The following is a 24,266-nucleotide window of genomic DNA, read 5'->3' as shown; positions in this document are numbered from 1 at the left end:
ACTTCTAGACCCACCCCTCACTCTCGTCAATGCCAAAATGACAGGACACTGAAACTTTCGCGACAATCCCATGAAACAGGGACATGGCAAGGCTCGATAACGCTCTGCTATTTCTGGGAAAATTGCTCCCGAGCGCAGCTCGGCGGCTGGGCCGCCGGCTTACGTCGGCGCGCCTTGTCATTGAGTGAGACGAAGGCGCGCGGATCGCACGCCTTCGAGAGCGCTACGCAGCGTCGGGCATTTGGTCGATGAGCTTGTCCAGCGTGACCGGATAATCCCGGACCCGTATGCCGGTTGCGTTGTACACCGCGTTTGCCACCGCCGCGGCGACACCGCAGATCCCGAGTTCGCCAACGCCTTTGGCTTTCATCGGCGAGGAGATCGGATCGGTCTCATCCAGGAAAACCACCTCTTGGTGCGGTATGTCGGCATGGACCGGTACTTCGTAACCCGCGAGGTCGTGGTTGACGAAGAAACCGCGCCGTGTGTCGACGGCGAGTTCCTCCATCAGCGCCGCACCGACGCCCATCGTCATGCCGCCGATGACCTGGCTCCTCGCCGATTTCGGATTGAGGACACGCCCTGCGGCGCAGACCGCGAGCATGCGTCTGACCCGGATCTCGGCGGTGCTCGTATCGACACCGACCTCTACGAAATGGGCTCCGAACGTCGATTGCTGATAGGTCTTCGAGAGGTCGCCACCAAACTCGATCGTATCCTCGGCGACGAGCTCCCCGGCTTTCGCCGCATCTGCGAGGGGCACCGAACGGTTTCCGGAGCGGACATATCCATCCGCGAATACGGCATCGTCCGAGTTGACGCCAAGCGCCCGTGCGACTGCCTCGCGTAGCTTAACGCAGGCGGCGTACACGCCCGAAGTCGAAGAGTTCGCGCCGAACTGGCCACCAGAGCCCGAAGAGACCGGGAAGGCGGAATCGCCAAGTCGAACCACGACTTTGTCGAGGGTCAGTCCCATCATCTCGGCGGCCGTCTGGCCGATGATCGTGTAACTGCCGGTGCCGATATCAGTCATATCGGTCTCGACAGTCACGACGCCTCGATCGTCGAGGCGAACACGCGCGCCGGACTTGACGTTGATGTTGTTGCGGAAAGCGGAAGCGACACCCATCCCGACGAGCCAGCGTCCTTCGTGGACCTGACCTGGCTTCGCGATCCGCTTGTCCCACCCGAACTTTGCAGCACCCTGGCGCAGGCATTCGACGAGGCTGCGCTGGGAGAACCGGCGCTCGGGCTTCTCGGGATCGACCTGCGTGTCGTTGCGAATACGGAACTCCACCGGATCGATCCCGATGCGCTCGGCCATCTCGTCCATGGCGATCTCGAGCACCATCAGGCCTGGAGCCTCACCGGGCGCGCGCATGGAATTGCCCTCCGGCAAATCGAGCATGGCGAGGCGGGTCTGGGTCATGCGGTTGGCGCCGGCATAGAGCAGGCGGGTCTGCTGCACCGCAGCCTCCGGCTTGCCGCCTGGCAAGTTGCCGGACCAGCTTTCGTGGCCGATCGCCGTGATCGTCCCGTCCGGCGTCGCGCCGAGCCGGATACGCTGGATCGTAGCGGGGCGGTGAACCGTGTTGTTGAACGTAAGCGGCCGCGTCAGGGCGACCTTCACCGGTCGCTTGGCGGCTCGCGCGCCTAAGGCGGCCATCACAGCCTCCGAACGCAGGAACAGCTTGCCGCCGAACCCGCCGCCCACGAAGGGGGAGATGAGGCGGACCTTCTCCTTCGGCATACGCAGGGTCAGAGCGAGGTCCCGCGTCCCCCAATCGATCATCTGGTTCGAGGTCCAGACGGTGAGGCTGTCGCCGTCCCAGGAGGCGATGGAGGCATGCGGTTCCATCATCGCATGAGCATGGTCGGGTGTCGTGTAGGTAGCATCGAGCTGGATGGGCGCCGCCGAGAAAGCCCCCTCGAAATCACCGATCGATGTATCGGAGGGCGCGCTCGCGAGCTTCTCCGGCTTCCCGGTGTCCTTCACCGCCGCAAGATCGAAGGCGCCCTCGGTCTCGGTGTAGTCCACCCGCACGAGCGCTGCGGCTGCGCGCGCCTGCTCGAAGGTTTCGGCCACTACCAGTGCTACCGCTTGATGGTAATGCTCGATCCCCGGGCCACCCAGAAGCTTGGCGGCGTTGAGCTTGCCCTTGTCGAGGGGGCCGGCATTCTCAGCGGTAACGATAGCCAGGATACCAGGTGCCGCCTTGGCAGCACTCAGATCCATTGTATTGATCCGCCCTTTTGCGATGGTCGCGCCGATGACGTAGCCATAGGCTGCCTTCGACTTCGGATCGTACCAATCGTAGGCGTATTGCGCCCTGCCCGTCGTCTTGAACGGACCGTCGATCCGGTCCGTGGGTTTGCCCACCACCTTCAGTTCATCGATCGGGTTCCGACCCGCGGGAGTGTCGAACTTCATGGTTCAGGCCCTCGCTTCGGTCATGACGGCGCCAAGTGCGCGCTCGGTCAGCTTCAGTTTGTAGGCGTTGTCGTCAGTCGGCCTCGCATCCGCGAACAGACGGTCCGTCACGGCCTTCGCTCCCTTCGGAAGCTCCGCTTCGGCGGCCTCGTCACGCCAGGGCTTCGGGGCGACACCACCGATTGCCACGCGTCCGGTCCCGTCGCGCTGGATAACGGCCGCCACGGAGACCAAAGCGAACGCGTAGGAGGCGCGGTCCCTGACCTTGCGGTAGATATGCGTCCCCGCCACCGGCTTGGGGAGCGTGACAGCGGTGATGAGTTCGCCGGGCTGCAGGCTCGTCTCGATCTGCGGCGTGTCTCCTGGATTGCGATGAAACGCGGCGATGGGGATCGTCCGGGCAACTCCCTCACCGTTCACCGTCTCGACATGAGCGTCGAGGACTCGCATGGCCACGGCCATGTCGCCTGGATGCGTGGCGATACAGGCTTCACTGACACCCACCACTGCGAGCTGGCGGCTGATACCGCCGATGGCGGAGCAACCGCTTCCAGGCTGGCGCTTGTTGCAGGGCTGCGCAGTGTCGTAAAAGTAGGGGCAGCGGGTTCGCTGAAGCAGATTACCGGCCGTGGTCGCCTTGTTCCGTAACTGGCCCGAGGCACCGGACAGAATAGCCCGGCTCAGCACGGCGTAACTGCGCCGCACCCGTATGTCGGCCGCCAGATCGGTGTTGCGCACCAAGGCACCGATCCGTAAGCCCCCCTCCTCCGTCGGCTCGATCGTATCGAGAGCCAAGCCGTTGACGTCGACGAGGTGGGTGGGCGTCTCCACCTGTAATTTCATCAAGTCCAGCAGGTTGGTGCCGCCGGCGATGAACTTCGCGCCGGGGACGCGCGTGATGGACGCAGCGGCTTCGGCCGGTGATGTTGCCCGCTCATACGTAAAAGACTTCATGCCTGCCTCCCCGCAACTTCGGACATGGCATCGACGATGTTGGAGTAAGCACCGCAGCGGCAGATGTTGCCGCTCATACGCTCGCGGATCTCGTCAGTGGTGAATGAAGCGGTCGCGGTGAGATCAGCGGCGACATGACTTGGGATGCCAGCCTTGATCTCATCGAGGACCGCAATACCCGAGCAGATCTGGCCCGGGGTACAGAACCCGCATTGGTAGCCGTCATGCTTGATGAAGGCTGCCTGCATCGGATGTAACTCGTCAGGCTTCCCCAATCCTTCGATGGTGGTGACGGTATCGCCCTGGTGCATCACCGCCAGGGTCAGGCAGGAATTGATGCGTCGGCCATCGACGATCATCGTGCACGCCCCGCATTGGCCATGGTCGCACCCCTTCTTTGCACCCGTCAGGTGAAGATGCTCGCGCACGGCGTCGAGGAGGGTCGTACGGGTATCGAGGTCGATTTCGTGGGCCGTTCCGTTCACGGTCAGCGAAACCTTGGACATGACGGGGCCTGACGCATCGCGAGAAGCAGCCCACGCGGCGGAGGGACAGGCAACGGCGACGGCACAGGCTGATGCTCCTGCCATCAGATCGCGCCGGTTGAGTTCGAGGTCTTCAGTGCCATGCATGGCGTTCTCCCAACCTGAGCCATAGACATAAAATTCCGTTGAGCCATGTCGCGGAAGTCTTCGCGAAGCTTCGACCAGCCTCCGGCAAACGCTCAATGGTCAACAGCTTTCCCTGATGATGCGAATTAGCGCAGGCACACCAGACAGCAACGCTTTGGAAAAGTTCTAGAGCACGAATGTGCGTACGCACACACGACCTGCTGGCACGATCACGCAGCAGGAATTGTTGTGAAGTGCCGGACGGTCTGACGCTTAAATCTTGCATGGGAGATCTATGCGACAAACATACGACAATAGAGCCGAAAACGGCAGTGCCGCGGCTGACTGATATTCATCAAATGAGTGAGAAAAAGTGGGTCCCGGGGCCGAAGCCCCGGGTTCTGTTTCGACGGTTACCCTACCGCAAGATGCTTACGCCGCGAGGCGGGCATCCATGACAACGTTATCGTTGGCATTTAGAGTTTTGGCCAAATACTTGGAACAGGGGTTACCTGCGCCAAACCGGTCGAGTCCTTACCGACGCTCTCGCGATCCCTTTACCGCCCAGTCGATCCTATTTCGCCCCCATCAGAAACGCATCACGATACGCTTTTGGTGGAGGCGCCGGAGTACTGCCCTCCGGGTCCTGAAACGTTATTACGAACCGGTCATCAAACGCAGATTCGATATAGGCTTGGTGGGCTGAAAAGTCCAGATCCGTCGCCGGGCCGTGCGGATGGCTTCACCGCCCCGGTCGCGATCTTTCGCCGTCACCGCAACTGCCGACGGGATTGGGGATTCTGATCGGATAAGAGCCGGGCATGAGTCCTGCGGGAGACCGCTCCCCGCGCAGCCCGGCCAAGGATCGACAATGGACACCTCGCCTCTTTCCGCCCCGGATTTCAAGGCCCCCGCCATCCTGCTGTCGGGCCCGGTCGACAATGCGATGTACAAGGACTTCCGTCGCCAGTTCGACGCCGCCTGCGAGCGCGATCTTGTGGTGGTCGAACTCACGACCCTCGGCGGCGACCCCGAAGTAGCCCGTATGATGGGCGAGGATATCCGCTTCGCTAGCGAGGTCACGCCTCACCGTCGCCTTGTCTTCCTCGGAAAGGCCGCGATCTACTCCGCCGGCACGACCCTCATGAGCTTCTTCGCCCGCCCCAACCGCTATCTCACGCGGGGGACGCGGCTCATGATTCATGAACGCAAGATGGCGAAGACCCTCGAGATCCATGGCCCGCTGACCACATGCATCGCCAGCCTAAAAGCGACGTTGCACGAGATCGAGACCTCCATCGAGATTCAGAACGAGGGTTTCGCCAACCTCGTCGCCGGCTCGAATGTCACCCTCGACGAGGTCATCGAGAAGGCGCCGTACAATTGGTACATCGAAGCTGACGAAGCCAAGCGTCTCGGGCTGATCGAAACGGTTCTCTGAAAACTTCCCGCCGAAGTATAAGTCGCTTCGGCGAAGAAGAGCGTAGCAGAAAACATTCAACAGCTTCACTCGACCAAACGTCGTTGGGCGCAGCTCTCTTCACCGGTACGAAATCGCCGACAAATGGCCGATGTCATACTGGGCTGTCCCGATGCTCTACCGCCTCCATCACCGACATGTAGATACGGTCCGGCGCAAACGGGGTCGCGGTGAGCCGTGCACCCGTCGCGTCGCGGATGGCATTGGCAAGTGCCGGAGCAACTGGGTTGAACGGGCTCTCGCTCATGGATTTCGCGCCGAGCGGGCCAATGCGGTCGTAGGTGTCGGCAAAAAAGACCTTGGTGCGGGGTACATCGGCGAAGGCTGGGATGTGATAGTTGCGGAACGTCTGCGTGACCACACGCCCCTCGTCATCGATGCGCACCGCCTCGTACAAGGCCGCACCGATCGCTTGGGCTACGCCACCCTCGATCTGCCCACGGCATTGCATCGGATTCATGACACGGCCGGCATCGGCGGCATGCAAGCTATCGAGGATGCGCACTTCGCCGCTCGACCGGTGCACTGCGACCCGGAAACCCTGGACGTTGAAGGCGACGGAGCGCGGCGAGCCATCTGCCTTACCCCTGCGGACGATGGGGCCATCCGAAAGGAGGTCCGAGAAGCCAATATCCCCCGACGGGCTCGAGACGCCGTCGCGGTGTACACGGTATTGATCGGGAGCCCCCCCTCCCCTCTCGGCGGCAGCCGCGCGGAGGCCCTGCACCAGCGCGAGTGCGGCTTTCAACGTCGCCTGCCCGGCCACCACGATACCGGTCGATCCATAAGCACCGGTGTCGTGGCCGATGCGGTCGGTGTCACCATGGCAAAGGGAGATGCGGTCCGGGATCGTGCCGAGGGCGGAGGCCGCAATCTGCGCATGAACCGTGGTCGTCCCGTTGCCGAACTCGGCGGTACCGACATCGAGAGCGTAGGTCCCGTCCGCTTGAACCGCGATTCGCGCTTCGGCGAAATGCCCGCGCGGCGGGATCGTGTCGATCATCGCCAGGGCCATCCCTGTGCCGACGAGCCAGTCAGCGGAAGGAATGTCCGCCGGGGCGAGTTCGCGCATGGCGGCTGCAACGAGATCAAGGCACTGATCGAGGCCGTAGCTTCCGTATTCCACGTCGTGCGGTTCGAGGCTGTTCGACACCATCGGATCGCCGGGGCGCACGACGTTGCGGCGGCGCATCTCGAACGGGTCGAGGCCAAGGCCGCGCGCCAGTTCGTCCATGGCCGATTCCACCGCGAAGATGGTCTGGCTCAAGCCATAGCCCCGGAACGCGCCGCTCGGCAGAGTATGCGTATAGACCGCATATCCGTCGACACGCTTGTTGGGGCAGCGATAGACGCCGATCACCTCGTTGCAGCCGTGATGGATCACGCCGCCGGCATGGTTGCCGTAGGCGCCGGTATTGGAGACCACATTCAGCGCGATCGCCGTCAGGGTGCCGTCCCGGCGGGCACCCAACTTTACGGTCACTCGCATCGGGTGGCGTGTCGTGGTGGCGCTGAACTGCTCCTGACGTGTCAGCTCCCATTTGACCGGGCGACCGGTGGCGAGAACGGCGAGCGCCACGAGATCTTCAGTCAACATCTCCTGCTTGCCGCCGAAGCCGCCGCCGACCCGGCCACAGAGCACCCGCACCGAATCGCGCTCAAGCTCGAGGAGGTCGGCCAGCGCATCGCGGGTGAGGAACGGCGTCTGGGTGCTGGAGCGGATGACGAGGCGGCCGTCCTCATCGCGCCAGCCGAGGGCCCCGTGGGTCTCGAGATGGGCGTGCTGCACGCGCTGGGAGTGATAGGTCGCCTCATGGATCAGGTCCGCCTCTGCGAAACCCGCGGTGACGTCGCCGACCTCGCCATGTACCTCTGCAGCGAGATTAGGATGAGAGAGGCGGGGCGGCGCATCCTCACCCGCCCGGTCGGCACTGCCATGGACCAGGGGTGAGCCGGGTCGCATGGCCTCGTCTGGATCGAGCACCGCATCGCGGATCTCGTAATCGACGAGGAGCGCCGCACAACCAGCCTCCGCCGCTTCCTCGCTGATGGCCACGACGGCCGCGACCCGCTGGCCGATGAAGCGCAGGATCGGATCGAGAATCCGCGTATCCGCTGCGTCGTCGAGGGGATTTTCATGCCGCCCGGTGGAGAAGCTCTTCGCCGGCACATCCTCATGCGTGAAGATGGCCACGACACCCGGCACGGCCAGAGCAGCCGCCCTGTCGATCCGCGAGATCCGCGCATGGGCGTGGGGCGAGCGCAGCACCTTAAGATGGAGCAGGTCGGGCACGGCCAGATCGAAGGTGAAGGCGGCATCGCCAGTGACGATCCCCCTCCCCGCCGGGGCCGGGATGCTGCACCCGCACGGCTCGCCGTCACCATCCACAAGGCGTTCGACGCGCGCCACCCCCGCGACGGCGTCGGCGATGGCGCCATATCCGGTGCAGCGACAGAGATTACCCTTCAACGCGGTGGCGAGATCGCTCCTTTGCCCCTGATCCAAGACCGATGCGGTCATGATCATGCCGGGGGTACAGAAGCCGCACTGGTACCCCTGGGCGTCGAGGAAAGCCTGCTGCATCGGGTGTAATCCCGCCGTCTCACCGAGGTCCGGTTTGCAGGACCCAGCCAGCCCTTCGATCGTGGTGACGCGGCGCCCCTCGGCGCGGAAGGCGGGCAGCAGGCAGCTATGGACCGGCTCGCCGTCGAGATGGACCGTACAGGCGCCGCAATCTCCGGCATCACAACCCTTTTTGACCCCGAACCAGCCGAGTTCGCGCAACATCGTGCGCAGACATTGGCCGGGCCGTGGCGATGCAGCCTGCTCCTGGCCGTTGACGTGCAGGATCATGCCGGAGTCTCATTCTCGAATTCGCGCCTGATCTCTTCGGCGAGGCTGAAGGTCATGTGCCGCCGCCAATCCGGCGCGCCGTGAACGTCGTCATGATACATCGCCATCGGCACCGCTTCGATGATGGCAGCGGTAAGCGCTGCCTCATCCGGCAGCGCGGGGAAGACCAGGCGCAGCGGGCGACGCGTCGAGGCCGTGATGGTCAGAGCGAAAGAACCGCCTCGGTCCAGGGTACCGATCAACAGGGCACCGGAACGTCCATTGGGGCTCAGAGAGATTTGGCGGAACGCGGTCCGGCGTTCCAGCGCGGCCACGGGGAGATCGAGACGCCGAAGAATTTCTCCGGGCGCCAGGGCATTGCATTGCGCGCCGACGATGAGGTCGACGATGGCGACCTCACGGTCCGCCCCCTCCGGCGTCCAGACGAGGCATGTACCCTCCAGGGCCGTGGCGAGCGCGATCATCGGCGCGGCCGGCAGCGCGAGGCAGATGTTGCCTCCCACGGTGGCCATGTTCCAGATCTTGAACGATCCGAGCAGCGCCCGGCAGCATTGTGCGAAGAGCGGCGACGCGCGCCAGGAGACCGGCAGATCGAGACGAAACAGGTCGGCGATGGTGCAGGTCGCGGCGATGGAAAGGCCACGCTCACTCACCTCAAGTGCTTGCCAGCCGAGTCGGGAAAGGTCGACGAGCCGGCGCGTATGCGGCTGGGGCTCGGAGAACAGCCACGTCCCACCGGCCAGCCACGCATCGCCGTCCTGCCAATCGGCCAAGTCGAGGCGATTCCTCGGCGTGGCGACGACGCCGACTGAATTCAGGTCCATCCTCGAAATCCATGAATGATCAGGCCGAGAGACTGCCCGGTCGAGACGACGATGGGAAGCGCCCGGCGAAGGCGAACGCGTCGGGTCCGCAGCAATTTCAGTGCCGCCTGTGATCGCGTCTCGCGCACGACGCTCCGCCCCGGTAATCTGCTGCGATGGAGCTACTCACCGACGCGTTTCTCACGACAAGGCGCTCACCGGGCGCAACCTTCGGGAGCCCCGTCGCGGATCTGATGGCAAAGGCGCTCGAAGATTCCTCTACGACTTGGAGTTTCGGCAGTTTCGGCGCGGTTGCGAGCTTTCTCCGGGACTCGGCTGAAGAAGCGCGGTCCCTGCCGGACGCGCGGATGGGTCTGACCACGACACGGGGAGCCATCGCCCTCGACCCAGACGCCGACTGTCGACCAGTGGCTTACGAAACAGGATTCGCCTTCGGCTGGAGTCATGCCGTAGCCCTATGCCTGCCCGATGATGCCTACGCCATGAATAGACGGTCGGTCGTCACCGAACTCGGCCCCGATCACCATGCAGCAAAACCCGAGGACCGCGATGGTTTATTGTTCGATCTCGGTCTGAACCTACTCGCTGTCGATGCCTGTATTCGGACGAACGATCCCGGGACGATCGCACTGCTTAGAAGGGCCGCCGGAGAGAACCTATTCGGACCCGGCGATCCCATCGTCGCTCAGCTCGTCGCCGCCGGTCCTCATCGCGTCTTCGTCACCCGAATCGGGCGGATCGAGGTGTTCTCGCCCATCCGCATCGAAGCAGGATCGGCCCCGGTCGGCCCGAGGACCCATCTCCTGCCGAACATCCTGCGGCTCGGCCGGACCCATCCCGCCACGGCTCCGATCCCGCCCGGCTGGGTGCCCTGCGGCGCAATCCACCCACCTCATCCGTGCAGGGACAGTGCCGGGGGGAGAATTCCCTTTCGGCGCGAGCGGCATGAGGCATTTCAGGCCATGCTGGCGCGCTGGGGCGACCCTGACCTGCTCGCAGCGAAGAAGGGGGAAGCCGTCATCGGACGCCATGCGAGGAGCGCGCGGCGGGCGGGCGAGGCTCAGGAGGCGTGCCTGCGCGGCGAAAATTCGGAGTGACGGGCCGGCTTCGGCACGGCGGGAGGAGCGCTACGGGCCCTTCCCTGCGAGCTCCACGGCGAGGGCCGTCAGCGCGCCGTCGGGGCGGATGAGTTCGTCGAGAATCGAGAAATGGTCGTGGTCGGGCAGCTCGCCGACGATCGAGGCGTTCCCGGCGCACCGCCACGCACGGTCGTAATCAGCGGAATGCCGTCGCAATTCGGGCAATTCGCTCGATCCGCACACGATGGCGAGGGACTTGTCCGAATGCGGCACCTGCCGGATCGGCGAGAGCGTCTCGACTTCCGCATCGGTCAGGTGCAGGCGGTCGTCGAGCTCTGTGTGCCGGATCGGCGCCAGATCGAACACGCCGCTGATGGCGAGGCCCGCATCGACCTCCGGCCACGCCATGGCAAGCGCCGCGAGATGCCCGCCGGCCGACCAGCCCGAGACGACGAGGCGACGGCGCCCCCTCCCCTCATCCCGGTCGCGCAGGAAGCGCAGCGCCGCCCGGATCTCGGCGGCGATCTCGGTGAGGCTGGCATCTGGCGCCAGGGTATATCCCACCAATCCCACATCGAGACCGTGATGCGACGGTCCTTCGGCCATGCAGGCGAAATCCTGGCGTGTATTCCGGATCCAATAGCCGCCATGGATGAAGACGAGGAGCGGCGCATCCTCCGCCCCGCTTTGGAACAGGTCGATCCGGTTCCGCTCGGCCGGCCCATAGGGGAGGTCGAGCGTGTGGGGGTGGAGCGCGCGAAACGCGGCGCTTCGCGCCCGCCAACCGGACAGTCGGGCGGCAGAATCGGCGACGGCGCCGGTATTGTCGTAGGCGCGGCTCAGGGTCTCGCGGTCCATCCGGCGCCAGTCGCCGGATCGCGACGCCGCGCCGCTCATGCGGCCACGGGGGCGTGGTGGCTGTGGAGCTGGGCCGAGAGCATCCGGCGCACATCGTTGAAGGCCGGGCTCGCCACGTCGCGGCGGCGGGCGAGGTCGATGGTGTGGATCGCGTCGATCCGGCCGGGGCTCGGGGACATGACCACCACCCGGTCGGCGAGGAAGATCGCCTCCTCGATGGCATGGGTCACGAACAGCACGGTCAACCCGGTCCGGCTCCACAGGTCGAGGAGCTCGTCCTGCAGCCGCTCGCGGGTCATGGCGTCGAGCGCTCCGAACGGCTCGTCCATGAGGACGATTTCGGCATCGTTGGCCAGCACCCGCGCGATGGCGACCCGCTGCTTCATGCCCCCGGAGAGCTGGTGCGGAAAGGCGTCGGCGAAGCGCTGCAGCCCGACGAGGGCGATGTAGCGCTCCACCGTATCGCGGATTTCCGCCGCCGGCCGGCCGCGCGATTTCGGTCCGAAACCGATATTGTCCCGCACGGTGAGCCAGGGGAACAGGCCGTAATCCTGAAACACCATGCCCCGGCTCGGGCCGGGACGCTCGATGGGCTTGCCCCACATCAGCGCCTCGCCGCCGGTGGCCGTCTCGAACCCGGCGACGATGCGGAGCAGGGTGGACTTGCCGCAGCCCGAAGCGCCGAGCAGGCAGATGAACTCGCCCTTGGCCACGGTGAGGTTGGCGTCGCTCAGGGCCTGTACCGTGCGGCCCTGGGCGGCGAAGGATTTCGACACGCCGCGAATGTCGAGGATCGGCACGGTGGGCTCAGCCATGTGAGGGGCTCCAGGCGAGGAGGCGCTGGCCGACCAGCATCACGGCCCGGTCGCAGACGAAGCCGGCGACGCCGATGACGATCATGCCGCAGATCACGATGTCGGTGCGCGAGAGTTGCCGCGCCTCCATGATGATCGCGCCGAGGCCGGTGGGAACGCCGGTCATCTCGCCGACGACGATCACCACCCAGGCGAAGCCGAGGCCGAGGCGCAGACCGGTGAAGATTGAGGGAAGTGCCGCTGGCAGCACCACGCGAGCGAACTGCGCCGAACCCCGGCAGCCGAGCATGGCGGCGGCCTCGAACAGGCGCGGCTCGACGGAGCGCACGCCGAAAATGGTGTTGACCAGGATCGGGTAGAACGCGCCGAGGAAGACGAGGAAATAGGCCGAGCGCGGGCCCAGGCCGAACAGGATCATCGCGAGGGGAAGCCAGGCGGTCACCGGCACCGGGCGCAGGATCTGCAGGGTCGGGTCGAGGATCTGGCGCATGAGCGGCACCCGGCCGATGAGCAGGCCGAGGGGTACCGCCGCCAGGGCCGCGAGGCTGAACCCGCCGAAGACGCGGGCGAGCGAGGCGGTGAGATGCGAGAGCAGCGTGCCGCTGAAGGCATCACCCTCCGGTCCGCCGATGGCGAGATCCACCATGGCCGTCCAGACCTCCGCGGGCGGCGGAATCAGGCTGTAGGGTTTGCCGACCGTGAGAAGGTGCCAGGCGACGCCCATCGCCACCGGCAGGGCGAGGGCGAGCAGCGCCTGCTTGAAGCTCGCGAAGCTCGGAAGCGCGCGGCGGGTCGCTACCTCCGCCACCGCCGGCGCGGAGACCGCCGGCGCGCTCACGAATCCCTCATCGCATCGACGAAGCGGGTATCGATGAAGCTGGAGAAGTCGGGCAGGCGCTTGATCTGCCGCGCCGCCAGCATGTGTTCGGAATAGGCCTTGGCCTGTTTGACTTCCGTTTCTCCGAGCTTCCACTTGAACTCGACATTGGGCACGGAGAGCTCGATGGCCTCCCGCTTCTGGCCGAGCTTCTGAACCGCCATCGCCACCGTGGCGTCGCGGTTGCTTTGCGCGAAATCCGAGCCCTTGCGGTGGATCTCCAGCATGGTCTTCACCACCTCCGGCCGCTCGGCCAGCGTGTCGCGATGAGCGCCGAACACCATGTTCAGGGAGCCCATCTCGGTGCCGTAGGGATACTCGACCAGCGTGCCGATTCCCGTGGAGAGGCTGACGCCGGGGGCGGGCTCCGCGCCGACATAGGCGTCGACGTCACCGCGCGCGAGGGCGATGTGCATCTCGCTGAAGGAGATGCGGACCGGCGTGATGTCCTTCACGCTCACCCCCTCCATCCGCATGCGCTCTAGGGCGAAGACCTCCTGGGTCGAGCCGGGCCAGATCGCCACCCGCTTGCCCTTGAGATCGGCGACCTTCTGGATGCCCGACCCGGTCTTGGCGATGATGGCCATGCCGCGATTGCAGGTGGAGGCGATGACGACGATGGGCTCGCCGGCCGCGGCGCCCAGGGTGCCGGCGGCGATCCCGAACGTTCCGAAATCCACCGATTTCGTCACCACCGCATTCTTGCACTCGGTGGGACTCTCGAACGGGATCACCTCCACGGTGACGCCGGGCGGCGCGAACTGGGCGTAGAAATACGGCGCGATGGAATGGATCAGCTTCAGCGATCCCATCCGGATCACGATGGGCGTCTCGGCCCGCAGCACCGAGGGTGCGGCGACGAGGCCGGCCCCGAGGCCGGCGAGGAAGGTGCGACGACGAATCATCTGAGCCGGCTCCGACATGATGTGAACCCAGACAGGGTATGTCGGGAGGCCGTTGCAAACGAGTGCTGGTTATCGACTATGGTGTTGCGGAATTCGCAACACTGGGCGTAGGGCGGAGCGGTGTCTTGGAGATCACCCTCCAGGCGCATGTTCGGGTCGTTTGTCCAAGACTTCACCTCATCCTGAGGTGCCGCGGAGCGGCCTCGAAGGAGCCCTTCAGGGATCGCTGCGGCATCTGGAGGCCTCCTTCGAGGCCCGCTGACGCGGGCACCTCAGGATGAGGTGGTCTGATGGGACGATCGACCTGAGCGCGAGTCGCGGCTGAGAGCCCTGATCGAACAGGCCCCATGAAGCATCTGCGGACCCTGACCTACGTTTCCGAGGTAGCGCGGCGGGGCTCGATCCGCCGGGCGGCGGAGGCCCTGAACATCGCGCCTTCGGCGCTCACGCGGCAGATCCAGGATCTCGAATACGAGCTGGGGACGCCGATCTTCGAGAGGCTGGCGCAGGGCATGCGGCTGAACGCGGCCGGCGAGTTGCTGGTGCGCCATATCCGGGATCAGGTGTCGGATATGGAGCGGGTCCGCTCGCAGATCGCCGACCTGTCCGGCGTGCGGCGCGGACATGTGGCGCTGGCCTGCAGCCAGGCTTTCGTGAACCAGATCGTGCCGGATGAGGTCCGGGCCTACCGGGCGCGCTTTCCCCTCGTCTCGTTCACGGTCCAGGTGCGCGACCATGCCCAGGCGGTGGCGGCTCTCGTCTCCTTCGAGGCCGACCTCGCCCTCGTGCTGCAGCCGCCGCCGTCGGTCGATCTCCACGCTTTGTTCACCTGCCGGCAGACGCTCTGCGTGGTGATGCGCGCCTCGCACCCCCTGGCCCAGGAGGAAGGGCCCGTCCGGCTGCGCGAATGCCTCACCCATCCGCTCGCCCTGCCCGACCGGTCGCTGGCGATCCGCCATCATCTCGACGATGCGCTGGCGCGGCGGGGCACGCCGTTTCGCCCCGCCGTCGAATCGAGCTCGCTCGAATTCCTGCGCAACCTCGCCCTGCGCGAGGATGTGGTGAGCCTGCAGGTGCCGAGCGGCATCCCCAATGACCAGCGCCTCGTCAGCCGGCCCATCGACGAACGCGACCTCTCCCCCATGACCCTGATTCTCGGCCAGCTGCGTGGGCGGATGCTACCCGTGGCTGCCGCGAAATTCGCCGACGGCCTCGCCGCGAGCCTCAACGACCGCTACGGCGCGGCGTGACTTGTTCAGGCGACATTCCGGTTCGACAGGTTAGGTGATGCGCAGTCACCGGCACGGGTTTGACCCGGCATCGTCCTCATCCTGAGGTGCCGCAGCGAAGCGGAGGCCTCGAAGGAGACTTCCAGGGATCGCGGCGCGAGCTGGAGGTCTCCTTCGAGGCCGCTTCGCGGCACCTCAGGATGAGGGTCACGGATGGGGCGACCGGGTGCAGTCGCGGGTTTTTCGAAGGGTTGATTCCCACTCATGCATGCCGACGCCTTTCTCACCGCCGCCGAGAATCTCCCCGTGGCGGATCTCGATGCCCTCACCGATGGGGGCGGGCTCGTCGTCGTCGCCCCGCATCCGGATGACGAGAGCCTCGGATGCGGCGGCCTGATCGCCGAGGCCTGCGCGCGGGGGCGCGAGGTGCGGCTCGTCATCGTCAGTGACGGCTGCGGGTCGCACACCCATTCCGCCCTCTATCCGCCGCTCCGCCTGCGGGCGCTGCGCGAGGAGGAGACGCTGGAAGCGGTGGCGGCGCTCGGCCTCGCTCCCGCCAACGTCACGTTCCTGCGCCTACCCGATGCGGGGGTGCCGAGCAGCGGCCCCGAGGCGCAGGCGGCGGCGGATGTGGTGGCGTCCGTGGCCAAAGAGAGCGGGGCCGGCGCGGTCTGCGTGACCTGGGCGTACGATCCCCATTGCGATCATCAGGCGGCGGCCGCCATCGTGAGGCTCGCCCAGCCGAAGCTCGGCGCGACGAAGGCCTTCGCCTATCCGGTCTGGGGCTGGACCCTGCCGCAGGGCACGGAAGTCGGCGGTCCTCCGTCGGGCTACCGCGTCGATGTCAGCGCGCATGTGGCGGCGAAGGCGAGGGCCGTGGCGGCGCATCGTTCGCAGACCACCGACCTCATCTCCGACGACCCGACGGGTTTTCGCCTCGCGCCGGAGATGATCGCGCGCTTCCTCGGCCCCTACGAGATCTTCGTCGCAATGCCGGCGGACGCCGCGTGAGCGCGACTGTCATCACCCTGAACAAGGGCCGCGACGCGCATCTGGCGCGCCTTCTCGAAGGCCTCGGCCGGGGAACGCATCCGGCCGAATGCATCGTGGTGGAGATGGGGGCGAACCCCGCCCCCCTCCCCGATCACGGCTTTCCCATCCGCCGCATCGACCTTCCGAGCGGCGGCCTGCCGCTGGCCCGCGCCCGCAACGCCGGACGCCACGCCGCCTCGGGCGATCACCTGATCTTCCTCGATGTGGATTGCATTCCCTCGGGCGATCTCGTCGCGAGCCTCGACGCGGATCTCGGGCTAGCCGACGGCCTCATCTGCTGCGAGGTGAGCTACCTGCCGGCGCGGGCCGTCGACGATGGCTGGACCGAGGCGGGGTTGCGCGCGTCGGGCCATACCCATCCGGTGCGGAGCTTCCCGGCTGCAGGCCTTGCCCGCACCGACAATCCCGGCCTGTTCTGGTCCCTCGCCTTCGGCGTCCGAGCCGCGACCTTCGACCGGATCGGCGGGTTCGACGAAGCCTTCGACGGCTACGGCGCCGAGGATACCGACCTCGCCTTCCGGGCCGATGCCGCCGGCATCCCGATCCTGTTCAGTGCCGGGGGCCACGCCTACCACCAGTATCACGGGGCATTCGACCCGCCGCTCCAGCATTTCGCCGACATCATCGCCAACGCCACCCGCTTCCATGCCCGGCACGGGCTCTGGCCCATGGACGGCTGGCTCGATGCCTTCGCGCGGTTGGGCTTGCTGCCGCCGACCTGGCGCGAGGCGCCGACGATCCTGCGCATGCCGACCGCGGACGAGATGGAAGCCGCGCGGGTGCCGCTGGACCGGCCTTTTTAGGTGTTTGCGCGCAGAAGCGGTGCAGGCTTCTCTCTCGGACGTCGAGGACCGGTTTATCCCACCCTCCACCTCATCCTGAGGTGCCAGAGCGCAGCGGAGGCCTCGAAGGAGGGCTCCAGAGGCCGATGTGATCCCTGGGGGGCTCCTTCGAGGCCGCTACGCGGCACCTCAGGATGAGGTAAGAGCTTGGAATATCAGATCAAACAGGCACTAAACCCTCCGCGCGCGGCGGCGCTCGATCCCCTGAATGACGTCTTCGATGATCGCGACCGTGCGGCCGATGGCGTCGGCTTGAACCAGCCCGCCGATCACCTCCGGATCGAGCGCGAGGCCCGCTTGAATCAATGCCGGCCATTCCGAGGCGTCGGGCCATTCCGTGCGGACGATGGCCGCGCCGAGAGCCGCCAAAGCCTCCGCTTTCGCCGTCTGCTCCTCGAAGGCTCGCGGTTCCGGCAGGCAGAGGAAGCGCTTGGCCCGCGTCGCTACCGCCGCGACGACGCCGTCGCCGCCGCCGCCGATCACTAAGGCGGCGCGGTCGAGATAGGGGCCGGTCTCGGCGACCCAGCCATGGAGATGCAGGTTCGGCGGGAGATCGGGGGTCGGGGCCTCCACCGGACCGAGAACGTGCCAGTGCCGGTCGGGCACGGCACGCGCGGCGGCCGCGAGGTCGGAGACCGAGCCGCCGGCCCCGCCTCGCCCGTAGATCACCGCGATGGAGCCGTCTTCCGACGCGCCCGCCTTGGGGGCATCGGCCAGGAAGCCGGCATAGAGGGTCTTCGCCCGCACCCAGTCCGGCGTTCCGGCCGTCTCGATCTCGGGCGGGTTGAAGGCGAGGAGGCGCTCCGCCGAGCGGAAGCCTTCGAGATGCGGAATGTCGGTGCGGTTTCCGGCCAGCCTCACCACGAGGGTCGGCACCGAGAGGAGACGCGCGAGGAGCGTCACCTCCACCGACACGTCGACGATCAGCAGGGCCGGATCGTGCTCGGCCATCCAAGCGGCGAGCAGTCCCATCCGGGAGCGGATGCGGTCGATCCCGACGGGGACATAATGAAAGCAGTCCGGCCGGATCGCCTCGCCGTCCTGGCCGTCGAAACCCGTGAGGCGGTCGTCGGGGAGGTCGAGGATCGCCCCGTTGGCACGCGAGGTGTCGATGTCGGCCAGGGTGCCGATGAGGGTCACGGGCCGGTCCAGGCGAGCGGCGATGAGATTCGCGCGCTGCCAGTGACCGGCGCCCTGATGGTGGACATAGTAGCCGACAGGGCGCCGGTGCGCCGCCGCCTCACTCACGCGACGCGCGCCGTGCGCCTGTCGATCAGCCGGGCGAGCAGGGCGTCGAGCCCCGCGATGGCCTCGTCGAGGGGGACATGGGCCGGCTCCGGCCCGATCTCGCCGACCCGCTCTCCCACGCGCTCCGCGAAAGCGATGGCGTTGACGCAGGTCCCCGGTTGGATCGCGGCGATATCCTCCGCCGAGACGCCGAGCGCGCGTAAGCCGGCTTCCGGGCCGCCCTTGGCGCTCCAGGCGAGGCGGAACGCGCGCTGGCGCTCGATCACGGCCAGCCAATGGCTGGCGGGCGGAAGGCGATACTCTTCCTCACCGGCGACGACGCGGGCGCGGCGAGCCATCTCGGTGGCCATCCCGCCGGTGACCCGGCCGGTGCCACGATCGGACACCGAGATCGAGACATGGGGGCAATGGCGCACGCGGCCGCCCGCGAGGCGGACCTTGGCGACCAGGGCGTTGTCCTCACCGCAGGGAATCGCGGGCAACCCGCCGACCTCGCGGTAGAGCGCGGCACGCAGTGCGAGGCTCGCCGCAACATGGTCGCCGTGGCGGGGCGCCGGATCGTGGGCGGGGGGATCGATGGCCTCTTCGAGGGCGCGCACCGCGACCCAGTATTGTTCGATCCGGCGATGGAGCGCGTGGATCTCCGGGTCCCGGTTCTCGCTCTCCTCCGTCTCGATGACGAGGCGGCCGCCAACGAGTTCGGAATGCTCCAGGGCCGCGAGATTGGCGCGGGCCCAGCCTGGGGCGGCGACGGCGTCGGCATCGGTGCTGAGGAGCACGGCATCCTCGACGCCGTCGGAATCCAGCCAGTCGGCCCCCGCATCGAGCGCCATCCGGCGCGCGGTACCCACATGGGCCACCTCGCGCGGCACCACGGCTTCGATCACCCGGAGATCGAGATGGCGCGTCTCGCCGTTGCGCTCCATCTCGCGGATCAGAGACACCGTTTCGTCGGTGCAGTTATTGGCCAGGATCACGACCCGCAGCAGCGCGCCGTCGCCCGACCCGATCTGCCGGTCGAGGGAGCGGACGAGGCGCGGCATCACCTCGGCTTCGTTGCGGGCGGGGACGCAGACGACGGCCCGGCCGAGGGAGAGCGGGCTGTTACGCATTGTCGAGAAGCGATGCGCGAGCGCCGGCCGGGACCGGACGGACGGAGACGGGGGTCGACCAGCGGCGGATTTCGGCATGGTACATCGCCTCGTAGCGGTCGGTCATGGTGTCGGCGTCGAACAGGTGCTCGGCCCGGCGGCGGCAATCGTGCCGGTCGAGGCGGATGGCACGGGCGAGCGCACGGCCGAGATCCACCGGATCGTCGGCGACGGCGAGAACGCCCGACGTCTCGTCCAGGATGTCGGGGATGGCGCCGCGCGCGAAGGCCGCGACCGGCGTGCCGCAAGCCAGGAACTCCGCCAGCACGAGGCCGAACGGCTCCTCCCAGCGCGGCGTACACAGGGCCACATGGGCCTCGCCGACGCGGCGGGCGAGTTCGGCATGGCCGAGATGGCCGAGATAGGTGATGTCCGGGCCGAGGCGGGGCGCGATCTCGGCGTCCCAATAGGCGCGGTTGCTCTGCGGGCCGGCGAATTTCAGGGGGATGCCGGCGACACGGGCTGCATCGATGGCCAGATGCGGCCCCTTCTCGGGGACGAGGCGTCCCATCCAGATCGCATGGGGCTCGCCCTTGGGGATGGGCGAATAGGCGAAGGCGTCGAGATCGATGCCGTTGCCGATCACCAGCGGCTCGTCAATGAGCGGCAGCCACTCGCGTGCCAGGGATTCCGAAACGGCGGCGAAGGTCATGTCGTCCGCCCGCGCCTTCACGCCGCGCACGAAGGGTTCGAAGGGCGGCGTGTGCAACGCCGTCACCATCGGCGCGCCGAGGTCGCGGGCGCGCAGCAACGGCAGGTAATGCAGGCTGTTGTTGTGGATGATGTCGAAGTCGCCGCGCGCCACATCCGCCACCATCGCCTCGTAGGCGGCGAGCTCGGCGCGGTCGATCCGCAGGGCGGATTCGTCGTCGACGGCGCTGCCGGTGGGCGGGCAGACCGCCTTCAGGCATCCGCGCGCATCCGACCCTTCGGAGGCGTAGAGCGTCACGCTGTGCCCGCGGGCACGCAGGGTGCTCGCGAGCAGATGCGTGTGCATCTCGAGCCCTCCCGAGAAGGGCTGGGCGATGGGATATTTGAGGTGGGCGAGCAGGGCGATCTTCACGGGGCTGCAGACATCACTTCTCGAGTGTCCTACGCCGCGAGTGACGCGGCCGACGGACACTGGAATGCCCCCACGGTCCCGTTCGACGCGACAGTAAGGCCGGCAAAGGCCTCTACCGTGCTCATCTAGGATGACACAGGTGAACGTCGCCCGAACGACCTCGGCAATATGCCGATTGTCCGAACCTGTACCATCCGGCCCGCCGAATCTCAGCGCGCCAGCCGCCGGTGCTCCTGGGTCAGGCCGTCATAGCCCCACGCCTCGGCCGCGATTTCCTGGACCACCACATAGGTCGCCAGCGGCAACCCATCCCCCAGCACCCGATGCAGTAGGGCATTGGCCTCCGCGATGAAGCGGGCCTTCTGTTCGGCATCGTTGGTGCCCGCCGTCACGGCTGCCTGAATATGGGCGGCGCAGCCCAGCGGCCGGGCTCCCACCTGCCATCCCTGCGGCGGCACCTCTTCCACCAGCACCGACGTCAGGTCGGCGTTCTTGCCGAGCACCCCGGCCATCAGCTCCGTCACGCCGCGATGCAGGCTGTCGAACTGCTCCACAGCGATGGCCGGACCGGCGATCTTCACATTCACGAATGGCATCAGGTCTTCCTCCCCTTCGGATCGCGGACGCTCCGCGATTGACGGTCGGATGGTGACCCCTCAAGATGGTTTGGAAAATCTCGTAATTCTGAAGCATCCGTTCGGAAAACCTCAATGGTCCTACCGGTCAACCTCGATATGGACGTGTTGCGGTCCTTCGTGATCGGGATCGATCTCGGCAGCTTCGCCAAGGCCGCCTCGCGTCTCGGCCGTTCGCCTTCCGCGATCAGCCTGCAATTGCGCAAGCTCGAAGATCAGGTCGGCCAGCAACTCGTGCAGAAGCACGGGCGCGGGCTCGTCCTCACCGAGGCGGGCGAGATGATGCTGGGCTATGCTCGCAGGCTGCTCGACCTGAACGATGCCGCCGTGAGCGCCCTCGGCTCGCCAGCCCTCACGGGCAGCGTTCGCATCGGCCTGCCCCAGGATTTCGCCGAGACCTGGTTGCCGGAGACGCTCGGACGTTTCGCGCGCCTGCATCCCGGCGTCAGGATCGACGCCCATGTGGATCGAAACGCCATCCTGCGACCCTGCCTGGAGGCCGGGGAGCTCGACCTCGCGCTCCTCTGGGACGAGGATGGCGTCGAGCGGGATGGCACCGTCATCGGAACCCTGCCGATGGCCTGGATCGGGCCACGCCACGGCATCGCACAGAGCGCGGACCGTCCACTCCCGCTGATCCTGTTCGGATCGCCCTGCATCTTCCGGCACGCGGCCCTCGAAGCGCTCGACGCGGCCTGTATTCCCTGGCGGATCTCGTTCAGCAGTCCGGGGCTCGCGGGCCTGTGGGCGGCTGTCTCGGCTGGGCTCGGCCTGACCGTGCGCACGCCCCATGGCCTGCCTGTGTCCCTCGAGGCGCTCGATCCCTTGGACGCGGGCCTGCCGCCTCTGCCCTCCCTCTCGTTGCGGCTGCTCACGGCGCCGGCGGTAAAAACTCCGGCGGTAGAACGCCTGGCAAGTCTTCTGCGCGAGGTTCTGACCGATACGATAGACGTCAAGAATCACCAGATAACAGCATGATTCGACTATGGTTTCGAGCCCTAAAGCATTAACGGAACCGGCTTTTGTGCAGCGCAAAACAATTCTCGAAACAACCGTCAGAGCGCTGCAGGAAATGGTGGCTGACGTTACGCATGACCTGCAATTTTGTCCTTATAGATGCGGGACAATCCGGAAAAATATTGGAACGAATGACGCATGCCATCCATTACGACCTGAGAAATACTTCCTGGAGGAACAGATGCGACAGATTTCCAAGCTCATCGGCGCCGGCGCCATCGTGATGCTCAGCTCCGCCATGGCTCTCGCCGCTCCCTGTGCCCCCGGCTCCACGGCGGATGGGAAGGCGGCCATGAACGACAAGAGCTCGAAGGTCGATCCCGGCGCGACCGGCAATGTCAGCCCCGGCGCAAAGGCCGAGTCGCCCGGTACGGTCGGCGCCATGAACAATGTCGGTGCCAACACCGCGACCTCGGCCCCGGACGTCGCGAAGCAGCAGGACGGCAAGCCCACGGCCGCGGATGCCGCCAAAGGCTGCTGAACGTCCTTTCACCGATCGTCAGGACGCCCGCCCGGTTCGACCGCGGCGGGCGTTCCGCGTTCTGGGCAGCGTCCCGGCGTCTGAAAGGGTCGATTTCGTCAAAAAGCACCGCTTCAGCCAAAGGACCCGGTGTTCTGTATGTAAACATACACAAATCAAGGCGAAATAACGGCCAGGGAACTCTTCACGAGAAAGCTGTCAGATAAGTCGAGATGAAGCCTTGCTTAAGCTTAGCTCGCGCGTACAACGAATAATGTCCGAATCGCTTCATCGCGCACGGGTCGGATTCTAGGTCGAGGCAACGCGTGAGACATTGGACCATCCTGGGCGCCGTATCGTGATCCGGTTTTCCGAACAGGAGCGGATCGCCTCGGAGATCGCCCGCACCGTCGACGGACCGGACCCTTTCGCCGCGGCCCTCCGGGCCACGCGGATGCCGATGGTCATCGCCGACCCGAACCTGCCGGACATCCCCATCGTTTTCGTGAATGCCGCTTTCGAGCGCGCCACCGGCTACTCCCGCGACGAGATCCTCGGCCGGAACTGCCGGTTCCTTCAGGGCCCGAAGACTGATCCGGCGGCCGTTGCCCGCATTCGCGACGCCATCGACAGAGCGGTTCCGATCGAGATCGACCTGCTCAACCATCGCAAGAACGGAGAGGTCTTCTGGAACCGTCTCCTGATCGCGCCGGTCTTCGATTCCCAACGCAAGGTCGCGTATTTCTTCGCCTCGCAATACGACGTGACCTTGGAGAAGGACCGTCTGGTCCGGTTGCAGAGCGACCACGACGCGCTGGAGGCCGAGGTGGAGCGCCGCACCGTCGCGCTTCGCCGCAGCGAGACGAATCTGCGCTTCGCGCTCACCGCCGGCCAGATCGGCTCATGGAGCCTCGATCTCGTCGCGATGACGTTGGAGACGTCCGACCACTTCCGGGCGAATTTCGGCCGGGATCCCGACGAGCCATTCAGCTACGGCGAGATGAGCGCTGCGATCCATCCCGGCGACCGCGAACGGATGAAGGCGCAGATGCGCCGATCCATCGAGCAGAACATCGATTACGATATCGAGTACCGGGTCGTCACGCCGTCCGGTGACCTGCGCTGGGTCCATATCCGCGGGCAGACCGTCTACCGTCCCGATGGAACGCCCGTCAGCATGGCCGGGGTGTCCCTCGACATCACCGCACGCAAACACGCGGAAGAGCATCGCTCGCTCCTCGCCGGCGAATTGACCCATCGGGTGAAGAACACCCTCACCCTGATTCAGTCGATCATCCGCCAGACCCTGCGAACCGCCCCCACCCTGGAAGAGGCGGGCCGGTCCCTCGAAGCCCGGGTGGTGTCGCTTGCCGCGGCGAACGATGTGCTGACCGAGGAGGCCTGGGACAGCGCCTCCATCGCAGACATCGCCGAACGCGCCCTCGCCCCGTTCCAGAGCAAGGGGCGGGAGCGCGTGCATGTCGAGGGCGGCGAGATCAGGCTGCCGCCGCGCGGTGCCCTGGCGCTCGCCATGGCGCTGCACGAACTCGCCACCAACGCGGTCAAATACGGGGCCTTGTCCAACGATACCGGCCTGGTCCGGCTGTCCTGGAGCCTCCTCGACGACACGGCGTCCTTTTCCTTCCGCGTTCTCTGGCAGGAGACAGGCGGTCCTCCGGTGGCCGTGCCGACACGAAAGGGCTTCGGATCGCGGCTGATCGAGCGGGCTCTGGCACAGGAGATCGACGGCACGGCGAAGATCTCGTACCGGCCGGAGGGTATTCTCTTCGTGGCCGAAGGCATCCTGCCGGGACATCCGCAGGATGAGGGCGAGTCTCCGGGCTCCGCTTGACCCGCTGGTTCTGAAGCTCGAAGGAAGT

21 protein-coding genes and 1 other RNA gene are annotated in these 24,266 nt (G+C 66.3%); 8 read left to right on the top strand and 14 right to left on the bottom strand.

Features of this window, described 5'->3' with window-relative positions:
* Nucleotides 1-223: 223 nt before the first annotated feature.
* The 4 genes from paoC to ssrA form a co-directional block, all read right to left on the bottom strand.
* Nucleotides 224-2,431 carry an aldehyde oxidoreductase molybdenum-binding subunit PaoC gene (gene paoC, locus IPV08_RS09960; RefSeq protein ID WP_207411738.1) on the bottom strand — a complete coding sequence of 736 codons (2,208 nt, stop codon included), beginning with the start codon at nt 2,429-2,431 and terminating at the stop codon, nt 224-226.
* A gap of 3 nt (nt 2,432-2,434) precedes the next feature.
* Nucleotides 2,435-3,385: a xanthine dehydrogenase family protein subunit M gene (locus IPV08_RS09955; RefSeq protein WP_207411737.1), complete on the bottom strand. Its 951-nt coding sequence runs from the start codon at nt 3,383-3,385 to the stop codon at nt 2,435-2,437.
* Nucleotides 3,382-4,017: an aldehyde dehydrogenase iron-sulfur subunit PaoA gene (gene paoA / locus IPV08_RS09950; protein ID WP_207411736.1), complete on the bottom strand. Its 636-nt coding sequence runs from the start codon at nt 4,015-4,017 to the stop codon at nt 3,382-3,384. Before paoA ends, IPV08_RS09955 begins: the two co-directional genes overlap by 4 nt.
* A 369-nt stretch (nt 4,018-4,386) precedes the next feature.
* Nucleotides 4,387-4,714, bottom strand: a transfer-messenger RNA (tmRNA) gene (ssrA, locus tag IPV08_RS09945).
* Between the two features lie 153 nt (nt 4,715-4,867).
* Between ssrA and IPV08_RS09940 the strand changes: the two genes are divergently transcribed.
* The gene (locus IPV08_RS09940; RefSeq protein WP_056425959.1) at nt 4,868-5,437 is read left to right on the top strand and encodes a hypothetical protein; all 570 of its coding nucleotides are present in this window, start codon (nt 4,868-4,870) and stop codon (nt 5,435-5,437) included.
* Between the two features lie 133 nt (nt 5,438-5,570).
* Here the strand turns inward: IPV08_RS09940 and IPV08_RS09935 are convergent, their stop codons facing one another.
* Together IPV08_RS09935 and IPV08_RS09930 are read right to left on the bottom strand one after the other, a co-directional pair.
* On the bottom strand, nt 5,571-8,330 hold the full coding sequence (locus tag IPV08_RS09935; protein WP_207411735.1) for a molybdopterin-dependent oxidoreductase: 2,760 nt from the start codon (nt 8,328-8,330) through the stop codon (nt 5,571-5,573).
* Entirely contained in the window at nt 8,327-9,154 is an 828-nt protein-coding gene (locus IPV08_RS09930) for an FAD binding domain-containing protein (RefSeq protein WP_207411734.1), read from the bottom strand. Before IPV08_RS09930 ends, IPV08_RS09935 begins: the two co-directional genes overlap by 4 nt.
* Nucleotides 9,155-9,387: 233 nt before the next feature.
* On the opposite strand from IPV08_RS09930, the gene IPV08_RS09925 reads away from it, so the two are divergent.
* Nucleotides 9,388-10,251 carry a hypothetical protein gene (locus IPV08_RS09925; RefSeq protein WP_207411733.1) on the top strand — a complete coding sequence of 288 codons (864 nt, stop codon included), beginning with the start codon at nt 9,388-9,390 and terminating at the stop codon, nt 10,249-10,251.
* 30 nt (nt 10,252-10,281) lie between these two features.
* Here IPV08_RS09925 and IPV08_RS09920 read toward each other — a convergent pair whose 3' ends face one another.
* The 4 genes from IPV08_RS09920 to IPV08_RS09905 are packed head-to-tail and all read right to left on the bottom strand — an operon-like array spanning nt 10,282 to nt 13,688.
* Nucleotides 10,282-11,130, bottom strand: coding sequence for an alpha/beta hydrolase (locus tag IPV08_RS09920; RefSeq protein ID WP_207411732.1), 849 nt, complete (start codon nt 11,128-11,130; stop codon nt 10,282-10,284).
* Nucleotides 11,127-11,906 carry an ABC transporter ATP-binding protein gene (locus IPV08_RS09915; protein ID WP_207411731.1) on the bottom strand — a complete coding sequence of 260 codons (780 nt, stop codon included), beginning with the start codon at nt 11,904-11,906 and terminating at the stop codon, nt 11,127-11,129. The genes IPV08_RS09920 and IPV08_RS09915 overlap by 4 nt, the downstream gene beginning before the upstream one ends.
* Nucleotides 11,899-12,744, bottom strand: coding sequence for an ABC transporter permease subunit (locus IPV08_RS09910; RefSeq protein ID WP_207411730.1), 846 nt, complete (start codon nt 12,742-12,744; stop codon nt 11,899-11,901). Before IPV08_RS09910 ends, IPV08_RS09915 begins: the two co-directional genes overlap by 8 nt.
* Entirely contained in the window at nt 12,741-13,688 is a 948-nt protein-coding gene (locus IPV08_RS09905) for an NrtA/SsuA/CpmA family ABC transporter substrate-binding protein (RefSeq protein WP_207411729.1), read from the bottom strand. The genes IPV08_RS09910 and IPV08_RS09905 overlap by 4 nt, the downstream gene beginning before the upstream one ends.
* 347 nt (nt 13,689-14,035) lie before the next feature.
* On the opposite strand from IPV08_RS09905, the gene IPV08_RS09900 reads away from it, so the two are divergent.
* From IPV08_RS09900 to IPV08_RS09890, 3 genes are all read left to right on the top strand, one after another.
* Nucleotides 14,036-14,938 carry a LysR family transcriptional regulator gene (locus IPV08_RS09900; protein WP_207411728.1) on the top strand — a complete coding sequence of 301 codons (903 nt, stop codon included), beginning with the start codon at nt 14,036-14,038 and terminating at the stop codon, nt 14,936-14,938.
* Nucleotides 14,939-15,181: 243 nt separating this feature from the next.
* Nucleotides 15,182-15,928 (top strand): PIG-L family deacetylase, encoded by a 747-nt coding sequence (locus IPV08_RS09895; RefSeq protein ID WP_207411727.1) that lies wholly within the window; start codon nt 15,182-15,184, stop codon nt 15,926-15,928.
* Nucleotides 15,925-16,773, top strand: coding sequence for a galactosyltransferase-related protein (locus IPV08_RS09890; RefSeq protein ID WP_207411726.1), 849 nt, complete (start codon nt 15,925-15,927; stop codon nt 16,771-16,773). The genes IPV08_RS09895 and IPV08_RS09890 overlap by 4 nt, the downstream gene beginning before the upstream one ends.
* A gap of 210 nt (nt 16,774-16,983) precedes the next feature.
* Here IPV08_RS09890 and IPV08_RS09885 read toward each other — a convergent pair whose 3' ends face one another.
* From IPV08_RS09885 to IPV08_RS09870, 4 genes are all read right to left on the bottom strand, one after another.
* Entirely contained in the window at nt 16,984-18,060 is a 1,077-nt protein-coding gene (locus IPV08_RS09885; RefSeq protein WP_207411725.1) for a glycosyltransferase, read from the bottom strand.
* A complete protein-coding gene (locus tag IPV08_RS09880) occupies nt 18,057-19,172 on the bottom strand; it encodes a glycosyltransferase (RefSeq protein ID WP_207411724.1) in 1,116 nt (371 codons plus the stop codon). The genes IPV08_RS09885 and IPV08_RS09880 overlap by 4 nt, the downstream gene beginning before the upstream one ends.
* The gene (locus IPV08_RS09875; RefSeq protein ID WP_207411723.1) at nt 19,165-20,274 is read right to left on the bottom strand and encodes a glycosyltransferase; all 1,110 of its coding nucleotides are present in this window, start codon (nt 20,272-20,274) and stop codon (nt 19,165-19,167) included. Before IPV08_RS09875 ends, IPV08_RS09880 begins: the two co-directional genes overlap by 8 nt.
* A 209-nt stretch (nt 20,275-20,483) precedes the next feature.
* Entirely contained in the window at nt 20,484-20,870 is a 387-nt protein-coding gene (locus IPV08_RS09870) for a tautomerase family protein (RefSeq protein WP_207411722.1), read from the bottom strand.
* Nucleotides 20,871-20,984: 114 nt separating this feature from the next.
* On the opposite strand from IPV08_RS09870, the gene IPV08_RS09865 reads away from it, so the two are divergent.
* The 3 genes from IPV08_RS09865 to IPV08_RS09855 all read left to right on the top strand — a co-directional run bounded on the left by IPV08_RS09865 (nt 20,985) and on the right by IPV08_RS09855 (nt 24,238).
* Nucleotides 20,985-21,887: a LysR substrate-binding domain-containing protein gene (locus tag IPV08_RS09865; RefSeq protein WP_207411721.1), complete on the top strand. Its 903-nt coding sequence runs from the start codon at nt 20,985-20,987 to the stop codon at nt 21,885-21,887.
* Between the two features lie 220 nt (nt 21,888-22,107).
* Nucleotides 22,108-22,407, top strand: a complete 300-nt coding sequence (locus IPV08_RS09860) for a hypothetical protein (RefSeq protein ID WP_207411720.1) — start codon at nt 22,108-22,110, stop codon at nt 22,405-22,407.
* A gap of 337 nt (nt 22,408-22,744) precedes the next feature.
* Nucleotides 22,745-24,238, top strand: coding sequence for an HWE histidine kinase domain-containing protein (locus IPV08_RS09855; protein ID WP_207411719.1), 1,494 nt, complete (start codon nt 22,745-22,747; stop codon nt 24,236-24,238).
* Nucleotides 24,239-24,266: the final 28 nt, after the last annotated feature.

This window comes from Methylobacterium sp. SD274, assembly GCF_017355285.1.
In the GTDB taxonomy this organism is placed as follows: Bacteria; Pseudomonadota; Alphaproteobacteria; order Rhizobiales; family Beijerinckiaceae; genus Methylobacterium.
The sequence above is the reverse complement of the archived record's forward strand: the minus strand, read 5'-3'. Positions and strand labels throughout refer to the sequence as shown.